This window comes from Microvirga sp. KLBC 81, assembly GCF_003075415.1.
GTDB lineage: Bacteria > Pseudomonadota > Alphaproteobacteria > Rhizobiales > Beijerinckiaceae > Microvirga.
Map to the genome: position 1 here is coordinate 60,966 of NZ_QDAH01000011.1, position 18,110 is coordinate 79,075.

Below are 18,110 nucleotides of genomic sequence, written 5' to 3' on the forward strand. Positions count from 1 at the left end.
TTTCCTCGTCGGTCAGTGCGTCAGTTCGGCGAGCTTGGTGAGTTCGACATTGGCTCCGCACAGGAGCACGCCGACCCGCTCGTTCAAGCGTGGCATATAAGCCCTGGAGATCAGTGCCGCCAGTGCCGCAGCGCCACCGGGCTCGGATGCAATGCGGTAATCGCGCCAGAGGAGCGCTTGCGCCTCACGGATGGCTTCATCCTTGACGAGGGCCACGTGATCGACGGTCTGGCTGCAGATGGAATAGACGAGATCGCCCGTATTGCGGGCGCCGAGCGAATCGACGGCGACCGAATCCACGTCAACGTCGACAGGCCCTCCGGCCTGGAGCGCCGCATGGAGCGCACGCGACCCCTCCGGCTCCACGCCCACCACCTTCACGCGGCCCGCCCACCAGCTCGCGATGCCGCTGATGAGCCCTCCGCCGCCGACGGCCACGAGAACGGTGTCGAGGGCGGGAGCATCCTGCTCCCATTCGAGGCCCACCGTGCCCTGGCCGGTCATGGTGCTCTCGGCGGCGAAGGGATGGATCCGCAGCGCGCCGGTCTCGGCCACGTAGCGGTCACAGGCTTCCTGCGCGTCCGCATAGCGCGCGCCGCCGATCACGACCTCGGCCCCATGGGAGCGGATGACGGCGACCTTTGCGGGGCTTGAGATTTCAGGAACGAAGATGCGGGCCTTCACGCCGAGCTGCTTGGCCGCATAAGCCACCGCCGCGCCGTGGTTCCCGCCCGAAGCCGCCGCGACACCTGCCGCCGGAACGGGATTCGACAGGAGCGTGTTGAAGGCTCCACGCGACTTGAAGGAGCCTGCGTGCTGAAGGAATTCGAGCTTGAGGCTCACCAGGCCCTCATGGCCGAACGCTCCGCCCAAGTTCATCACCGGCGTGCGGCGGATATGGGGAGCGATGCGGGCGTGGGCGGCTTCGATGTCGGCACGGGTCATGGTCATGGGAGCCTGCGGAGCGTCCAGATGGCGACCGGCAGGCCGTGGGCGTCACGGCCGGGCGGATCGGGAAAGGGTTGCCCTCCACCTGTCGCGAGATCCAGCGCTACCGTCAACCCCGCCAGCGCATCGAGGAGGTCGTCGGCCGCAGCACCTCTCGGGGCAGGGGAGGCGATGAGGGCTTCCGGCAGGAGCCCTGACCCAGCCAGAAGCGCGCGGCGCAGGCGCATGCCGGGCTCATAGGGCGCACCCTTCACCTTCTTCGGCTGGTCCAGCGCCAGCCTGCCGTTCAGGGCCCAGAAGGCGAGTTCGGGATGGACCTCGAACACCTTGTCCACCAGATCGGTCCGTGCCCGCAGCAGCGCATCGATCTCACGGATCTTCGGAAAGATGCCGAAACCCTGCCGCGAGACCTTCCGCGGAGGATCGGAGGTCGCAAGCGCACGACGGCAGGCCTCGCCGTAATCTTCCGCATACACGGCCTGGCGGGAGGGAATCGCGAAAACGGCGGATTGCCTCTGCCCGAGGAGCGGACGGATCAGCTGTTCGGGCGCGCGGCCGGAGCCTGTCGTCTTCTCGGACAGACCGATGGGCATGTCGACAGCGATCACGGCCGGCTGCTCCGGCGCATCGGCGATCGCCGCAAGGGTCGGCACCACCACGATCTTGGCAGAGGCGGGTTTGCCCACCTGCATGAGCGCCGCGATCCACCCGGCCCGGCAGCCATCGACGCCCGCAACCCACATCGCTCCGCTTCTCCTTTGCGCGATCTCTTGAGGCTGATTAAAACCGAATGCGTCTTTGAGGAACCATCATGTTCGCGATCCGCCCCCGCCGCAGCGCCCTCTACATGCCGGGCTCCAATGCCCGCGCCGTCGAGAAGGCCAAGACGCTTCCCGCCGACACGGTGATCTTCGATCTGGAGGACGCCGTCGCGCCTGACCTGAAGGCTGAAGCGCGCGCTGCGGTTTGCGAGGCGGTCAAGGCAGGCGGTTATGGCGCGCGGGAGCTCGTGATCCGCATCAATGGGCTCAACACGCCGTGGGGCGAGGCGGATCTGGCGGCGGCAGCATCGGCTGCGCCGGATGCGATCCTCATTCCCAAAGTCTCGTCACCCCACGACCTGGTGGAGGTGGGCAGGCGCTTGAGCGCGCTCCGCGCGCCGGAGAAGACGCGCATCTGGGCCATGATCGAGACGCCGCTTGCGATTCTGCAGGCGAAGGACATCGCCGCCGTCGCGCAGGATGAAACCTCGCGTCTCTCCTGCTTCATCATGGGAACGAACGATCTTGCGAAGGATACCCGCGCACATCTGAAGGCAGGACGCGCGGTCATGATGCCCTGGCTCATGACGGCACTCGCGGCGGCGCGTGCCTATGGCATCGATATTCTCGACGGCGTCTACAATCATTTGTCGGACGAAGTGGGTTTTCGCGCGGAGTGCATGGAGGGCCGCGATTGCGGCTTCGACGGCAAGACTCTGATCCACCCGAATCAGATCGCGGTGGCGAACGAGGTCTTCGCGCCCTCCCATGACGACATCGAAAAGGCTCGCGACATCGTTGCCCTGTTCGAGTTGCCGGAGAATGCAGGCAAGGGCGCGGTCAGCCATAACGGCCGCATGGTCGAGCGACTCCATGCGGAGATGGCCAAGCGCACGCTGGCGCTGGCCGAGGCGATTGCGCAGCGTGGGTGATCGTCCCCTCTCCGTCATGGCCGGGCTTGGCCCGGCCATGACGGAGAGTGTCCGGGGGATAATGATTCCTCGATTTCAATCCGTCAGTTGCCGCGCCTCTTCCGGCAGCATGATCGGAATGCCGTCGCGGATCGGGTAGGCGAGCTTCGCGCGGCGGCTGATGAGCTCCTGGCGCTCGGCGTCGTATTCCAGCGTTTCCTTGGTGAGCGGGCAGACGAGAAGCTCGAGGAGCTTCGGGTCGATGCGCGTCGCCTCGACAGGCTGGGGAGCGTCGGCTTGGGGTGAAACACTTGTCTCTGAAGACATGATCAATCCTATTGGAGCGTCGAATCGGAGCTGACGCCCCCGCGCGCCAATTCGATCTCGGTCAGCGCGATGAGAACTTCCGCGCGGGTTTTCAAATCCGGTGCTTCGAGGAGCGCCTGCTTCTCGCGTACGCCGAAGGGGCTCATCATGCAAAGGGCATTCACGAGCGCTTCGTTGGGGGCCTCCTCGATGCCCCGCCAATCGACCTTCACATGCGCCGCATCGACGAAATCGCGCAGGGCTTTCACGACGCCCGCGCGGTCGACTTCCGTCTCGCCCATGCGAGCCGTGAAATCGTTCACGAAGGGCTCGAAGGTCACACGGCAGCGGCGGAAGAGGTCGATGGGCGGCAGCTCCTCCTCCACGCGAAAACGCGCGATGCCGATGAGCGTAATCAGATACCGGCCGTCACCTGTTTCCGCGAATTGCGTGATGCGGCCTGCGCAGCCGACGGAGTAGAGCTTCGGAACGACGGAATGAGGGTTGCTGTCCGCATCCGGCTGGATCATGCCGATCACGCGGTCGGTTTTGAGCGCCTGATCCACCATGGCGATGTAGCGCGGCTCGAAGATGTTGAGCGGCATCTGCCCGCGCGGCAGAAGCAGCGCGCCAGGCAGGGGAAAGACCGGGATGACCGATGGGCAATCGTCCGGCCCCCGGTATACCGCGTTCATTCCCATGCCGATCTCTCCGTGTCATTCAGAGGCGTCAGGCGAACAGAAGCGAAGAGAGCCTCCGCCGCCCCGCAATGGTCATCTCATCCATCGGGCCCCAGGCCTCGAAGAACTGAACGAGCTGCTTGCGAGCGCCATCGTCGTTCCAATTGCGGTCGCGGCGAACGATTTCAAGGAGGTGATTGACCGCTTCCTCCCGCTTTCCGCGGGCATTCAACGCAATCGCGAGGTCGAATCGCGCCTGATGATCGAGCGGATCCGCCTCGACCTTGCGCTGAAGCTCGGCCATATCGCCAAGCGAACCGGCCTGCTCGGCAAGCTCCACGGCTGCGCGTGCGCCGGCCATCGCCGGATCATTCGCCTTGGCGGCAGGCGCCATGGCGAGGAAGCGCTTCGCGCCCTCCAGGTCGCCCACCTCCACATGGAGCTTCACGAGGGCGGCGAGCGCCGTGGTGTTCTCAGGCTCCTGCGAGAGAACGGCGGCATAGAGTTCCGCTGCGCCTCCCATGTCGCCGGCGGCCACGAGCTGGTCGGCTTCTGCGAGAAGCTCTTCCGCCGCGCCCGGACCCAAGGGACCGACGAGGCGCTCGATGAAACCTTTCAGCTGGCTTTCCGGCAGGGCGCCCATGAAGCCGTCCACCGGCTGGCCGCGCTGGAAGGCGAAGACGGCGGGAATCGACTGCACGCCGAGCTGGCCCGCGATCTGCGGATGCTCGTCGATGTTCATCTTCACGAGCTTCACCTTGCCGCCGGCAGCCCGCACCACCTTTTCCAGAACGGGGGTGAGCTGCTTGCAGGGGCCGCACCAGGGAGCCCAGAAATCGACCAGCACCGGCTGGTTCATCGATTCGGCCAAGACGTCCTGGCGGAAACTGGCGGTGGTGGTGTCCTTCACGAGATCGTCGGACGGCATTCCGGGGGAGGGGTTATCGGTCAACATGCGATCCTCGAAGGGCTTGTCGTGAGAAGAAGCTTTGGGCCTAGATGGGAGCTTAACCGTTCTCTGGCAATTCCGCAGACGGTTCCGGCAGCTTTAAGATGAGCGGGTCGTGGCCCGTCGCGCGAAGAAACTTCACCAGATCCTCCCGCGACACGCCGGTGGTCATGGAATTCACCAGCGGATGAAAGTTCACCCGCTCATGCTCCATGAGGTTGGCATCGAGCACCATTGTCACCTTACCTTCCGTATCGTTCACCACCGCGAACGCCGTGACGGAGCCGGGCTCGACGCCGAGCATGACGCGGAGTTGCTCGGCGGAGCCGAAGGAGAGGCGGCCCGAGGCGCCGATGGCCTCATGGGTGCGCTTCAGGTCGATCGCGGTGTCGTGCTTGGCGGAAATCAGGAAGAACCGACCCTTCTTGTCCTTCACGAACAGGTTCTTGGAATGGGCTCCCGGAACCTGCTCTTTGACGGACTTCGATTCGGCCACCGTGAAGACGGGCTCGTGCTCCACCGTTTCGGATGGAATGCCGAGCGCATCCAGGCGGTCCAGGAGTTCTTTGGGGGAGAGGTGGGCCAAGGGGAAGGAGCCTTCTTGAAACGCCAACGTGCCCCAGGCTTCTACCCACCCCGGCAACCGGGCTCAAGCGCCGCGTCAAAAAGTTTGGCGAAAACCCCTTGCAATGTGAGTCGTTTTGGGGCAAATCAGCGGCCTCGCAACGATGCCTCGGCATCGCGGAGCGCGGGTGTAGCTCAGGGGTAGAGCACAACCTTGCCAAGGTTGGGGTCGAGGGTTCGAATCCCTTCGCCCGCTCCAATTTCCAAAAAGGCCGCCTTCGGGCGGCTTTTTTGCTTTTCGGATACTTTCTCAGCGCTCTTCTTGTCATCACCGGCCTTGTGCCGGTGATCTCGATTAAGAGAGGTGTGGAACCATTCTTTGGCGGGATGGCCGGGACAAGCCCGGCCATGACGAAGAGGGTACTATTCTGCTCCGACCCGGAATGACACGGGGTGCACGACAGGCCACTGCCTGCTAAGAAATCATCTCAACCAAAACCGACATGCCCGCGCTTGGCTCTCGCTTCAGCGAGCCTCCGCGATAGAATCGGTGCACACCCGGGAGGAGTTTCATGGCCGACGCGCGGCATCTTGCCTGTCTGTCCGAGCTCGAGCGCAAGGTGCTCTGGCTTTCGACCTGGACGATTCACAACGCCAATCACCTGCGTCCCAACGAGGACGGGCTGAAAATCGGCGGGCACCAGGCGTCCTCGGCTTCGCTCTCCACGATCCTGACGGCGCTTTATTTTTCGGTGCTGCGGCCTGAGGACCGGGTGGCGGTGAAGCCCCATGCGAGCCCGATCTTCCACGCGATCCAGTATCTCTTCGGCAACCAGACCCGCGAGAAACTCGAAAACTTCCGCGGCTACAAGGGCGCGCAATCCTATCCCTCCCGCACCAAGGACGTGGATGATGTCGATTTCTCCACGGGTTCGGTGGGCCTCGGTGTCGCGCAGACGCTCTTTGCGAGCCTCGTGCAGGATTACGTGAAGGCCCATGGCTGGGCGAAGGATAGGCCGGAAGGCCGCATGATCTCGCTCGTCGGCGATGCGGAGATGGACGAGGGCAACATCTTCGAGGCGCTGCTCGAGGGTTGGAAGCACGGCGTGCGCAACACGTGGTGGATCGTCGACTACAACCGGCAGAGCCTCGACGCCGTCATCCGCGAAGGCCTGTGGGAGCGCTTCGAGGCGCTGTTCCGCAATTTCGGCTGGGAGGTGGTGATCCTGAAATACGGATCGCTGATGAAGGAGGCTTTTGCGGAGCCCGGCGGCGACAAGCTGAAGGCCTGGATCGATTGCTGCCCGAACCAGCTCTATTCCGCGCTCACCTTCCAGGGCGGGGCTGCGTGGAGGAAACGCCTGCTCGACGATCTCGGCGATCAGGGCCCCGTCACGCGCCTCATCGAGAAGCGCACCGACGAGGAACTGGCGCGGCTCATGTCCAATCTCGGCGGGCACGATCTGCCGAGCCTGCTGGACGCCTTCGAGAAGGCGCGCCACCACGACAAGCCGGTCTGCTTCATCGCCTATACCATCAAGGGCTTCGGCCTGCCGCTCGCGGGCCACAAGGACAATCATTCCGGCCTTTTGACTCCCAAGCAGATGGAGGCCTGGCGCGCATCCCAGGGCGTGCGCCCGGGTCATGAATGGGACAAGTTCGAGGGCGTGAAAATCCCGCAAGCCGAACTCGAAGGTTTCCTGAAAAAGGTGCCCTTCGTGCAGAAGGGACGGCGGCGTTATTCCGCGCCGACGGTGCCGGTGCCGGAAAAGCTCTCGTTCCCGGCGAACCCGTCCATGTCCACGCAGCAGGGCTTCGGTCTCATCCTCAACGAGCTCGCGCGCTCCGACCATGCGCTCGCCGATCGCGTCGTCACCACCGCACCGGACGTGACGGTCTCGACCAATCTGGGCGCCTGGGTGAACCGGCGCGGGCTCTTTGCCCGCAACAGCATGGTCGATACCTTCAAGAAGGAGCGGATTCCCTCGACCTACAACTGGGAATTCTCGCCACAGGGCCAGCATCTGGAGCTCGGCATCGCGGAGATGAATCTCTTCATCGTGCTCTCCGCTCTGGGCCTCTCGCACTCGCTCTTCGGCGAGCGACTGCTTCCCATCGGCACGCTCTACGATCCGTTCATCTATCGCGGCGCGGATGCGCTCAATTACGCCTGTTATCAGGACGCGCGCTTCATGATCGTCGCGACGCCGTCGGGCGTAACGCTCGCGCCGGAAGGCGGCGCGCACCAATCCATCGGGACGCCACTGGTCGGTATGGCGCAGGACGGCCTCGCGTCGTTCGAGCCCGCTTTCGTCGACGAGCTTGCCGTAGTCATGCGCTGGGCTTTCGATTACATGCAGCGCGACGGAGAGGGCGAGCCGAACGAGAAGACGTGGCTGCGCGACGAGACCGGTGGCTCCGTCTATCTGCGCCTCTCGACCCGCACCCTCGAACAGCCGCAGCGCGAGATGACACCGGACCTCGCCGATGACGTCATGGCGGGCGCCTATTGGCTGAGAAAGCCCGGCCCGAATGCGCAGGTGGTCGTCGCCTATACGGGCGCGGTCGCGCCGGAAGCCATCGAGGCGGTGGGCCTGATGGCGGAGGATCGCCGCGACATCGGACTGCTGGCGATTACCTCGGCGGATCGCCTCAATGCGGGCTGGACGGCGGCGCAGCGCGCCCGCGAGCGTGGGCTCGTGCACGCCAGGAGCCATGTGGAGCGCCTGCTCGCCGATGTGCCGCCCCATTGCGGGCTGGTCACGGTGATCGACGGCCATCCGGCCACGCTCGCCTGGATGGGCTCCGTCATGGGCCACCGCACCCGCTCGCTCGGCGTGGAGCATTTCGGCCAGACGGGTACGATCAAGGACCTTTACCGCCACTTCGGCATCGATGCGCAGGGCATCATTGCCGCCGCCGAGATGATCGCACCGGGCCGGCCCATGCGGTATCTCAAAGCTGTGTGATGTCAGTATCCTGAAAGAGGCTATCACTCCCCTCCTCATCCTGAGGAGTCGCGAAGCGGCGTCTCGAAGGAGGGCTCGGTGCTCTCTGGAGACGCTTCGCCCTTCGCGACAGCCTTTCAGGCCTCCTCAGGACGAGGGCTTAAGAACAGAGTTCAGGATTAAAGCATCGGACGGGAAAAGTGGATTCCACTTTTAGGATCGATCCGATGCTTCCTTTCTGGAGCAGCGCATCGTGCGGGAACCTGGGTCCACTTTTCGCTGACGCGGACCTTCGGGTCACGGGTGTGGCCCTTCGGGTCGCTGACGCGGACCTCCGGTTCCGCACAATGCTCTAAGCTTTCCGAAGGTGGCGCTGCAACTATGCAACAATGCTACGGGTGCGGCGGAGCGGAATTTGCCGGTGACGGGCTTCGCGTGGTAACTCGCGGCCTGTCACTGAGAGATTCAAGCACCGCTATGGCCCGCAAAAGCCTTTCGACAGGCGATACCCTTCCGCTGATCAGGCGCCTTTGGCGCGACTGGATGCGCCCGCACGCAAAGACGCTGCTGGCCGTGCTCGTGTTCGTGGCCCTGGTCGCGGGCTCAACCGGCCTTTACCCGGTGCTCATCAAGGCGGCTTTCGACGCCTTCGACACGAAGGACGTGGCGGCGATCTATCTCGGTCCGCTCTTCGTGATCGCGGTGACCTCCGTGAAAGGCTTTTCGCTGCTGGCGCTGACCGTCCTCACCAACAAGGTGGTGACGCGCATCGAGGCCGACATGCAGACCAAGCTCTACGGTCACATGATCGAGGCGGATCTCGCCCAGATCGGGCGCGAGAGCCCGGCCGCGCTCACCCAGCGCTTCACCACGGACTTCACCTTCATCAAGGAGGCGCTCACCCGCCTTTCCACCGTGTTCCTGCGCGAGGTCACGACTGTTCTCGCGCTGGTCGGTGCGATGATCTGGATCGACCCGATGATGACGCTGGTGGCAGGCCTGACGGTGCCTTTCTTCGTCTATCCGGTGGAGAAGATCGGTCGCAAGCTGCGCCGCGTCGCCGCATCCACGCAGGAGCAGACGGGCCAGATGGCGGGCCTTATCACCGAGAGTCTGGCGGGCTCGCGTTTCGCCAAGACTTACAGGCTTGAGGGCTATCTCAAGGCCAAGGCTGCCAACACCTTTGACGAAATCCGCCGTCTTCGCATGAAGGGCGCCAATGCCCGCGGCCGGCTCGATCCGCTGCTCGAAGTGGGCGGCGGCGTGGCGGTGGCGGCGGTCCTGGTCCTGATCGGTCAGCGCATCCTGTCCCAGAACAGCACGGTCGGCGATTTCACCGGCTTCGTCAGCGCGCTGCTGATCGCCGCCCAGCCGATCCGCGCGCTCGGCAATCTCCACGCCATCCTGCAGGAGGCCGCCGCCGCTCTCCAGCGCACCTTCGCCGTCATGGACGAGGCGCCGAAGATCCAGGACAAGCCGGACGCCAAGCCGCTCGCGCTGAAAGGCGGCGAGGTCCACTTCTCGGATCTGTCCTTCTCCTACAATGGCAACGCGACAGCGATCGATCACATCGATCTGGTCGCCGAGGCTGGCCGCACCACGGCTCTGGTGGGCCGCTCCGGCTCCGGCAAATCGACGCTGCTGTCCCTCGTGCCGCGTCTTTATGACGTGAACGGCGGCGCGATCCTCATCGACGGGCAGGACATCCGTGACGTGACGCTGGCGAGCCTGCGTCAGGCCATCGCGGTGGTGAGCCAAGACGTGGTGCTCTTCGACGATACCATCCGCGCCAACATCGCCTTCGGTCGCCCGGGCGCTTCCGAGGCGGAGATCGTGGAGGCGGCAAAGGCTGCGGCGGCGCACGACTTCATCATGAAGCAGCCCATGGGCTACGACACGATGGTCGGCACCGGCGGCGGGCGTCTTTCAGGCGGTGAGCGCCAGCGCATCTCCTTGGCACGCGCCTTCCTCAAGAATGCGCCGATCCTGCTGCTGGACGAGGCGACGAGCGCCCTCGATTCGGAATCGGAACGCCTGGTTCAGGCTGCGATCGCCAAGCTTATGAAGGGTCGTACGACCCTTGTCATCGCCCATCGCCTCTCGACCGTGCGCGATGCGGACAAGATCGTCGTGATGGAAGCCGGGCGCATCGTGGAAATGGGGCCACACGAGGCCCTGATCGCGAAGGCAGGGACCTATGCCCGACTGCACCGGCTGCAGCTGTCGGACGATATCGAGGTGAGTTTGGCGGTTTCCTGATCGAAATGCAGGGGAGTGTCATTCCCGGCCGGAGCGCAGCGGAGGGGAGGGGAATCCCCTCACACCCGCTGCGCTATGGATCCCCTTCCCGGCCCTCACGGGCCGTCGTGGATGACACGATGCACGGATCTACTCCCGCCGCATGATCCGGTCGACCAGGAGGTTCGACCAGAATCCGGGGCGGAATTCCTGCTCCAGGGCCTCGGCGTCGTAAGTGGTTTCGAGCCAGGTCAGGAAGGACATGCCCTCGGCCTCGCCCTCGCGGCGGTACATATCGAAGAAGGCATCGAGGATGCCGGTCTTCGAGAAGCGGAAATGGCCGTAGCGGACGTGGAGCTGGCTATGGGCCTCGTCCACGCTCCGGCCCTCATGCAGGATGAGGTAGAGCGCCGCCATGAAACCGGCCCGGTCGGCGCCGGACTTGCAGTGCAGCACCGCCGGATACTCCACGCCGTCGAAGAAATCCTTGGCGTTGAGCAGGGTTTCGCGGTCCGGCGCGCCGCGGGAGCGGACGACGAACTCGATCAGCTTGATGCCAAGCCGGTCGCAGGTCTCCTTCTGGAGCTGCCAGGAGCCGTGCTCGCGCCCGCCGCGCAGGTTGATGATGGTGCGCACGCCTTCCCTAGCGAGCGCCTCGATCTGGTGCGGCGCGGGCTGGGCCGTGCGCCACACCTGCTCCGAAACCCTGTGCTTGTTCAGATAGATCAGGCGGAACACGCCATGGTCGACGAGCAGCATGTTGATCCAGGCGCGCAGGCGGCCGAAACTGCCCTCGATGGGTCTGTTCCACCGGGTGATGCGGGCCATGCGTCGGGCACGGCGAACGGCAGGTCTGCGGAACCTGTTGAGCACGTTGATCCAGTCTTGAACGTATCGCTTTTAAAGAGAAAACCAGGGTCCTTCAGACCGCGGGCCGGCCCTTATTGACCATGGCAACCGATTAATCAATCGGCCGTCCTCTTAACCCTTGCCGCAGGTTCCACCCCGCGCCGTGCCCTGAAGATGCCTGAAATGCAACCAATCTGTTGCCGCTGAGCCCCCCGTCGTGTAAGGGGGGCGTTCCAATACAACCCTCCTTGACGAGAAGAGCGGCTGGGATCTGGGCCTTGAACGGTCCGGCAGCGGCGGAATCGTTGAGAGCAGCATTCCAGGAGAGCGGCGTCATGTCGTCCACCTTCGAGACCGTCGCCGGCATCATTTCAGAGACCGCCGACATCCCGCGCGATCAGATCACGCCCGAGAGCCACGCCATCGAGGATCTCGGCATCGACTCGCTCGCCTTCCTCGACATCGCCTTTGCGATCGACAAGGCCTTCGGGATCAAGCTGCCCCTCGAGCAGTGGACCCAGGAGGTGAACGAGGGCAAGGCTCCGGCCGAGGAATACTTCGTTCTCAAGAACCTCGTGGCGCGTATCGACGCGCTCGTGGCTGCCAAGCAGGCTTAAAACCCAAAACTCTATCCCGGCGGGCAGGCTCTGAAAGGCCTGTCCGGAGAGGCGATCCATTCAAGAGCCCCGCCTCATGGATTCCTTTTCCTGTTCCACCCGCCGGGAGCGATAGGAACCAGGATCGGGATGCGCCTCGAATATTTTGAAATGATCGACCGGGTGGTGTCGCTCGACCGCGAGAACAAGCGGATCGAGGCGACGTCCACCGTTCCCATGGAAAGCCCCGTCTTCGAGGGCCATTTCCCCGGCCATCCCCTCGTTCCCGGCGTTCTTCTCACCGAGACCATGGCCCAGGCCTCCGGCTATCTCGTGCTGGGCCTCATGGGCTTCACTCACATGCCGTTCCTCATGGCCGTGGACAAGGCGCGCTTCCGCACCTTCGTCGGCCCGGGTACGGTGCTCACCGTCCAGGCGCAACTGGAGCACGAAGGCTCGGGCTACGCGGTGACGAAGGCCAAGATCCTGGCCGAGGGCAAGCCGATCTGCGATGCTGAGCTGCGGTTCAGGATCATGCCCTTCCCCGAAGGCATGGACGGCCAGATGCGCGCGCAGGCCAAGCGCATCGGCCTGTTGGAGGAGACGATCTAATGCGTGACGTCGTCATCACCGGTATCGGCATCGTCTCCTGTGCGGGAGAGGGACTGGATGTGCATCTTGCCGCGCTCTCGGGCGCCCCGAAGGCCGACACGCAGACTTTCGCGCCTTACCCGGTCCATCCAGTCACGGCGCTCGAATGGGACCGCCAGATTCCGAAGAAATCCGACCAGCGGCAGATGGAAGCCTGGCAGAAGCTCGGCTGCTATGCCGCAGGCCTCGCCCTCGACTCTGCCGGCGCGAAGGAGGATGCGGAGCTCAAAAACCGCATGCAGCTCATCGTGGCGGCGGGCGGCGGCGAGCGCGACTATGCGGTCGACGGGCAGATCCTCACGGGTCTGCGCAATGCGGAAAACCCGGGCGTCTTCCTCAACGAGCGCCTGATGGGCGATCTGCGACCCACGCTCTTCCTGGCGCAGCTCTCCAATCTGCTCGCGGGCAACATCTCCATCGTTCACGGCGTCACGGGCGGATCGCGCACCTTCATGGGCGAGGAATCGAGCGGCGTGGATGCGATCCGCATCGCCAAGGAGCGCATTGCGGCGGGCCAGGACGACATCTTTCTCGTCGGCGGCGCCTACAATGCCGAGCGGCCCGACGTGCTGCTGATCTACGAGATGGGCGGCTTTCTCTGGAAGAAGCCCTATGCGCCGGTCTGGAGCCGCCCCGCTGACGGCGGCGGCATGATACTCGGTTCTGCGGCCTGCTTCCTGGTGCTCGAATCCCGCGAACACGCTCAGGCACGCGGCGCAAAGCCGCTGGCGGCTCTCGCGGGCGTCGCCTCCGACCGCTCGCGCCGTAAGCCGGGCAGCGTCGAGCAGGCGCTTCATGGCCTTTCCAGGCAGCTGAACGCCAAGCCCGACGTGGTGATCTCAGGCAGCACCGGCGTGAAGGGCATCACGGAAGAAGAGCAGGCGGCCTTGAGGGATCTCGCTCCGGGCGCTCCGGTTCATGCAAGCGGTGACGTGATCGGCCATACCATGGAGGCGCAGGCCCCGGCGGGCGTGGCGCTGGCAGCGGGCCTCATCGCGAACGGCAAGGCGAGCGACGCCCTCGTCACGTCCATCGGCCATTGGCGCGGCGAAGGCGCTCTGCGCGTCACCAAGGCTTAAGAGGAGAACGGCATGGCGCTTCGCGACAAACAGGGCCGTCCGCTCGTTGCCGTCACCGGCATGGGCGTGGTCACCTCCCTCGGCCAGGGCAAGGATGCCACCTGGGCCGCGCTGACGGCGGGCAAGTCCGGCATCCACCGCATCAACCGCTTCCCCACGGAGGGCCTGCGCACGACGATTGCGGGCACCATCGACTTCATCGATGTGGAGCCCTTCTGCGCGCCGATGCTCTCCGAGCGCCTCGCGATGCTGGCGGCGGACGAGGCCATCGGCCAGTCGGGCCTCGCATCGAGTGAATTCCCCGGCGCGCTCTTCATCGCCGTGCCGCCGGTCGAGATGGAATGGCCGCAGCGCCAAGCGCTTGCTGAGGCATCCGAGCAGAGTGCTGAGATCACGTACAAGGATCTTCTCAAGGCTGCGGCCACTGGCCGCTTCAAGAAGTGGCACGATCTCTTCATCTTCGGCACGGTCGCCGACCGCGTCGCCGATCGATTCGGCACGAAGGGCTCGCCGATCTCTCTCTCCACGGCCTGCTCTTCGGGCGCCACCGCCATCCAGCTCGGCGTCGAGGCGATCCGCCGCGGCGAGACGGATGCCGCGCTCTGCATCGGCACCGACGGTTCGGTGAACCCGGAATCGCTCATCCGCTTCTCCCTGTTGTCGGCCCTGTCGACGCAGAACGAGAATCCGGAAGGCGCGTCGAAGCCGTTCTCGAAGAACCGCGATGGTTTCGTGATGGGCGAGGGCGGTGCCGCGCTCGTGCTGGAGAACGCGGAAAGCGCGAAAGCGCGCGGCGCGAAAATTCTCGGCTATGTGCTCGGCTGCGGCGAGAAGGGCGACAACTTCCACCGCACGCGCTCGTCACCGGACGGTTCGCCTGCGATTGCCGCGATCAGGCAGGCGCTCGGCGATGCAGGCGTCACGCCCGACGAGATCGACTACATCAACGCGCACGGCACCTCGACGCCGGAGAACGACAAGATGGAGGCCATGAGTTGCACCGCCGTGTTCGGCGAGCGCATGGCGAGTCTTCCGATCTCGTCGAACAAGTCGATGATCGGCCACACGCTCACCGCAGCAGGCGCGGTGGAGGCGGTGATGTCGCTGCTCACGATTGCGACGGGCCGCATTCCGCCGACAATTAATTATCAGGTGCCCGATCCCGCGATCCCGCTCGATGTGGTGCCGAATGTCGCGCGCGATCAAAACGTGAAATACGTGCTTTCGAACTCTTTCGGCTTCGGCGGCCAGAACACCTGCCTCGTCTTCGGGGCCGAGCCGAAGTGATCGATCTGTCTTCACCGGTGATCATTGAGCGTTTCGGTGCCCTCTCCCCCCTTGTGGGGGAGAGTTGGAGAGGGGGGTGCAAGTGCGACCTTCCCGGCCTGGGCGCTCACACCCCCGCCCCTAGCCCCTCCCCACAAGGGGGAGGGGGATTGTTGGAGGTCCGCTTATGACCCGCGTTCTCGTCACTGGCGGCGGCAAAGGTGTCGGTGCCGCCATCGTGCGCTCGCTGGTTGCGGCCGGCCACGATGTCGACTTCACATATCGTTCGTCGGGCGATGCCGCAAAGGCTTTGGCCGATGAGCTGATGCAGGCGAATCCCGGTCGCACCATCAAGGCGCATGAGGTCGACCTCGCCGACAAGGCGGCGCTCGAATCCTTCTGCGAGATACTGGAAGGCGAGAGCTTCTTCGGGCTCATACACAATGCCGGCCAGCCCTATGACGCGCTCGCCGCCATGATGCAGCAGGACAGGGCCGAAGCCGCCATGCAGGTGAACTTCTGGTCGCTCACCCGCATCGCGAAATCCCTCATCCGCGGCATGATCCGCAGCAAAGCGGGCCGCATCGTCGCGATCGGCTCGGTGGCGGCGCTCCAGGGCAATCCGGGCAATGCTGCCTACGCGGCGTCCAAGGGTGCGCTCATCTCCTATTGCCGCACGCTCTCCGTCGAGACCGCCAAGCGCGGCGTCACCGTGAACGTGATCGCGCCGGGCTTCATCGACACGGACATGATGGCCCCCTACGCGGCCTATCGCGAGACCATGGAAAAGCAGATCCCTGCCGGGCGCTTCGCGAAGCCCGAGGAGATCGCAGGCCTGGCCTCCTTCCTCCTGAGCGAACCCGCCGCCTACATCACCGGCGCGGTGCTGCCCATCGATGGCGGCCTCACGTCGATGCTGGGCGTGCATCGCTAAGTCGCAAAGCGTCATTCCGGGGCTGCGGAGCGGAACCCGGGATCGGCTTTCGCCATCCAGGATGACACCCTTCTCGTCATCACCGGCCTTGTGCCGGTGATCCCTATGGCAGGAAACGTAGCGCTCTTCCGAAGCGGGATGGCCGGGACATGCCCGGCCATGACGTGGGGACTATTCATCAAGCGATCCCGGCTCTCGCTTTGCCCGGCCGGGATGACCATCAAGAACGCCCGGACCTTGCCATTCCTCTACTCGCCCTTTAAGCCGCCGGAAAAGAATTTTTCCGTGACCGCCGCGCCTTAGGCTGCCGGCGGTGACGCCGAATAGGATTGTCCTTCATGCGCTCCCTTCAGCTTTTCGGCGACCGTGACCTTCGCATCACCGAGATCGACGCACCGCCGCCGCCTGCCGCGGGCGAGGTGCAGGTGCGGGTCAAGGCGCTGGCGTTGAACTACCTCGATGTGTGGGGCTTCCGGGGCATGGCCTTTGCCAAGCGCAAGATGCCGCAGGCGGTGGGCGTCGAGGCCTCGGGCGAGATCGCGGCTTTGGGCGAGGGCGTGACCCGCTTCAAGGTGGGCGATCCGGTCACCATGTACGGTGCCGAGACCTGCGGCCACTGCAGGGCCTGCCGCGAAGGCCGCGACAATCTCTGCGAGAACGTCGCCGGCATCATGGGCTTCCATATCGACGGTTTCGCCCGCGAGCTGATCAACCGCCCCGAGCGCCTCGTGATCCCGGTGCCGAAGGGCGTCACCTTCGAGCAGGCGGCGTGCGCCCCCATCGGCTTCGGCACGGTGCAGCACATGCTCTTCGACAACGCAAAGCTCGAGCCCGGAGAGTCGATCCTGATCCATGCGGGTGGTTCCGGCATCGGCACCGCGGCGATCAAGATGGCGAAGGCCATCGGCTGCACGGTCTATACGACGGTCGGCGATGACGAGAAGGGCGAGAAGGCGAAGGCTCTGGGGGCCGATTACGTCATCAATTACCGGAAGGAACGCTTCGAGGGCGAGGTTCGTCAGCTCACGAAGCGCAAGGGCGTCGATGTGGTGTTCGAGCATGTGGGCGCGGAGACCTGGAACGGCTCGCTGCTCTGCCTCAAGCGCGGCGGCCGCCTCGTCACCTGCGGCTCGACTTCGGGCGTGTCCACCACCATGAACCTGATGCAGCTCTTCCAGCAGCAATACCGGATCTTCGGCTCTTTCGGCTGCCGCATCGAGAACATCATCCAGTCCCTCGACAAGATGGCGAAGGGCATGACCCCGGTGATCGACTCGGTGTTCCCCCTCGACGAGTTCCAGAAGGGCCTGGAGCGGCTCGAGGGCCGCAAGGTCTTCGGCAAGGTCATCGTGACCTTCTGACGCCTGGAACGGGCTGTCGTTCAGCCATAGATCTTGACGAAACGGGCTCCTCGCGAAAAAGACGCGGAGCCTTTTTCCTTTTCCTACCGGATTTCCCGATCGTGCAGCAGAGCCACCGCCCCCGCAGCCTTCTCTCGCGTCTCTCCGAGACGGTGATGGTCGGTATCGTGCGCGGCGTGTTCGCCTTCTCGCGAGCCATCGGCCCCGAACGTTCGGGGGCCATCGGCGCTGCGCTCGCCCGCACGATCGGGCCGCTGTTGAAGGCGCACAAGACGGCGCTGGCCAATATCCGCGCCGCCTATCCGGAAAAATCAGGGGCCGACGTGAAGGCGCTGGCCCGGGCGGCCTGGGACAATCTCGGCCGCACGGGCGGGGAATATCCCCATCTCGGCGACCTGTTCGATTTCGACCCGGACAGCTCCGTTCCCGGCCGCACGGAAGTGGACGGAATCGAGCATTTCCTCGCGCTTCGTGACGACGGCAAGCCCGGCATCATCTTCTCGGCCCATTTGGCCAATTGGGAGCTGCCCGCGATCTGCGCCGCCCGCTTCGGGCTCGACGCCACGGCGGTGTTCCGGGCCCCCAACGATCCGGCCATTGCCCGGGTGCTGCACGAGATCCGCAGCGAAACCATGGGCAACCTGGAGGCGGCCCGTCAGGGCGCGGCCTTCGCCATGCAGGGAGCGCTGGAGAGGGGCGGGCATCTCGGCATGCTCATCGACCAGCATTTCACCCGGGGCGTGATCGTGAACTTCATGGGCCGCCCGGCCCTGGTGAACCCGATCCTCGGCAAGTTCGCCCGGCGGTTCGACTGCCCGGTTCATGGCGTGCGCGTCATCCGCCTGCCGAACCACCGCTTCCGGCTGCAGCTCACGCCCCCGCTCGACCTGCCCCGCGATCCCGACGGGCAGATCAATGTGCAAGGCGCCATGCAGGCCATGACCTCCGTGGTGGAGCAATGGGTGCGCGAATACCCCGAGCAATGGCTGTGGATGCACCGCCGCTGGCGGGTTCCCGCCAAAGCCGGGAGCGAAGCTCAAGGTAACGTGAGTTCCCATTGAGCAGCCCT

At 64.8% G+C, this 18,110-nt stretch carries 17 protein-coding genes and 1 tRNA gene; 11 read left to right on the plus strand and 7 right to left on the minus strand.

Annotation, left to right across the window (positions count from 1 at the left end):
* Nucleotides 1–12: 12 nt before the first annotated feature.
* Both DC522_RS10360 and DC522_RS10365 read right to left on the minus strand, forming a co-directional pair.
* On the minus strand, nucleotides 13–951 hold the full coding sequence (locus DC522_RS10360; protein ID WP_116528626.1) for a threonine/serine dehydratase: 939 nt from the start codon (nucleotides 949–951) through the stop codon (nucleotides 13–15).
* Nucleotides 948–1,691: a DUF429 domain-containing protein gene (locus DC522_RS10365; RefSeq protein ID WP_116528627.1), complete on the minus strand. Its 744-nt coding sequence runs from the start codon at nucleotides 1,689–1,691 to the stop codon at nucleotides 948–950. Before DC522_RS10365 ends, DC522_RS10360 begins: the two co-directional genes overlap by 4 nt.
* A 68-nt stretch (nucleotides 1,692–1,759) precedes the next feature.
* On the opposite strand from DC522_RS10365, the gene DC522_RS10370 reads away from it, so the two are divergent.
* Nucleotides 1,760–2,641: a CoA ester lyase gene (locus DC522_RS10370; protein WP_116528628.1), complete on the plus strand. Its 882-nt coding sequence runs from the start codon at nucleotides 1,760–1,762 to the stop codon at nucleotides 2,639–2,641.
* 75 nt (nucleotides 2,642–2,716) lie between these two features.
* Here DC522_RS10370 and DC522_RS10375 read toward each other — a convergent pair whose 3' ends face one another.
* From DC522_RS10375 to DC522_RS10390, 4 genes are read right to left on the minus strand one after another with little or no spacing between them, the layout of a single operon-like run.
* Nucleotides 2,717–2,947: a Trm112 family protein gene (locus DC522_RS10375; RefSeq protein WP_116528684.1), complete on the minus strand. Its 231-nt coding sequence runs from the start codon at nucleotides 2,945–2,947 to the stop codon at nucleotides 2,717–2,719.
* An 8-nt stretch (nucleotides 2,948–2,955) separates the two neighbouring features.
* On the minus strand, nucleotides 2,956–3,627 hold the full coding sequence (locus DC522_RS10380) for an LON peptidase substrate-binding domain-containing protein (protein ID WP_116528629.1): 672 nt from the start codon (nucleotides 3,625–3,627) through the stop codon (nucleotides 2,956–2,958).
* A 28-nt stretch (nucleotides 3,628–3,655) separates the two neighbouring features.
* Entirely contained in the window at nucleotides 3,656–4,561 is a 906-nt protein-coding gene (gene trxA, locus DC522_RS10385; protein ID WP_116528630.1) for a thioredoxin, read from the minus strand.
* Between the two features lie 52 nt (nucleotides 4,562–4,613).
* The gene (locus tag DC522_RS10390) at nucleotides 4,614–5,141 is read right to left on the minus strand and encodes a prolyl-tRNA synthetase associated domain-containing protein (protein ID WP_116528685.1); all 528 of its coding nucleotides are present in this window, start codon (nucleotides 5,139–5,141) and stop codon (nucleotides 4,614–4,616) included.
* Between the two features lie 162 nt (nucleotides 5,142–5,303).
* On the opposite strand from DC522_RS10390, the gene DC522_RS10395 reads away from it, so the two are divergent.
* The 3 genes from DC522_RS10395 to DC522_RS10405 all read left to right on the plus strand — a co-directional run bounded on the left by DC522_RS10395 (nucleotide 5,304) and on the right by DC522_RS10405 (nucleotide 10,326).
* A tRNA-Gly gene (locus DC522_RS10395) sits at nucleotides 5,304–5,378 on the plus strand.
* Nucleotides 5,379–5,691: 313 nt separating this feature from the next.
* On the plus strand, nucleotides 5,692–8,088 hold the full coding sequence (locus tag DC522_RS10400; protein ID WP_116528631.1) for a transketolase: 2,397 nt from the start codon (nucleotides 5,692–5,694) through the stop codon (nucleotides 8,086–8,088).
* A gap of 456 nt (nucleotides 8,089–8,544) precedes the next feature.
* The gene (locus DC522_RS10405; protein WP_116528632.1) at nucleotides 8,545–10,326 is read left to right on the plus strand and encodes an ABC transporter ATP-binding protein; all 1,782 of its coding nucleotides are present in this window, start codon (nucleotides 8,545–8,547) and stop codon (nucleotides 10,324–10,326) included.
* 129 nt (nucleotides 10,327–10,455) lie between these two features.
* Here the strand turns inward: DC522_RS10405 and DC522_RS10410 are convergent, their stop codons facing one another.
* A complete protein-coding gene (locus tag DC522_RS10410) occupies nucleotides 10,456–11,178 on the minus strand; it encodes a tyrosine-protein phosphatase (RefSeq protein WP_116528633.1) in 723 nt (240 codons plus the stop codon).
* Nucleotides 11,179–11,489: 311 nt separating this feature from the next.
* On the opposite strand from DC522_RS10410, the gene DC522_RS10415 reads away from it, so the two are divergent.
* The 7 genes from DC522_RS10415 to DC522_RS10445 all read left to right on the plus strand — a co-directional run bounded on the left by DC522_RS10415 (nucleotide 11,490) and on the right by DC522_RS10445 (nucleotide 18,102).
* Entirely contained in the window at nucleotides 11,490–11,771 is a 282-nt protein-coding gene (locus DC522_RS10415) for an acyl carrier protein (protein WP_047190190.1), read from the plus strand.
* 129 nt (nucleotides 11,772–11,900) lie between these two features.
* Complete coding sequence (locus DC522_RS10420; RefSeq protein ID WP_116528634.1) at nucleotides 11,901–12,362, plus strand: 3-hydroxyacyl-ACP dehydratase FabZ family protein; 462 nt, start codon at nucleotides 11,901–11,903, stop codon at nucleotides 12,360–12,362.
* Nucleotides 12,362–13,480: a beta-ketoacyl-ACP synthase gene (locus tag DC522_RS10425; protein ID WP_116528635.1), complete on the plus strand. Its 1,119-nt coding sequence runs from the start codon at nucleotides 12,362–12,364 to the stop codon at nucleotides 13,478–13,480. The genes DC522_RS10420 and DC522_RS10425 overlap by 1 nt, the downstream gene beginning before the upstream one ends.
* Nucleotides 13,481–13,492: 12 nt before the next feature.
* Complete coding sequence (locus tag DC522_RS10430) at nucleotides 13,493–14,767, plus strand: beta-ketoacyl-ACP synthase (RefSeq protein WP_116528636.1); 1,275 nt, start codon at nucleotides 13,493–13,495, stop codon at nucleotides 14,765–14,767.
* Nucleotides 14,768–14,933: 166 nt separating this feature from the next.
* Complete coding sequence (locus tag DC522_RS10435) at nucleotides 14,934–15,680, plus strand: SDR family NAD(P)-dependent oxidoreductase (RefSeq protein ID WP_116528637.1); 747 nt, start codon at nucleotides 14,934–14,936, stop codon at nucleotides 15,678–15,680.
* A 338-nt stretch (nucleotides 15,681–16,018) separates the two neighbouring features.
* Nucleotides 16,019–17,041, plus strand: coding sequence for a zinc-binding dehydrogenase (locus DC522_RS10440; protein ID WP_116528638.1), 1,023 nt, complete (start codon nucleotides 16,019–16,021; stop codon nucleotides 17,039–17,041).
* A 101-nt stretch (nucleotides 17,042–17,142) separates the two neighbouring features.
* Nucleotides 17,143–18,102 (plus strand): lipid A biosynthesis lauroyl acyltransferase, encoded by a 960-nt coding sequence (locus tag DC522_RS10445; protein ID WP_256369848.1) that lies wholly within the window; start codon nucleotides 17,143–17,145, stop codon nucleotides 18,100–18,102.
* Nucleotides 18,103–18,110 lie beyond the last annotated feature (8 nt).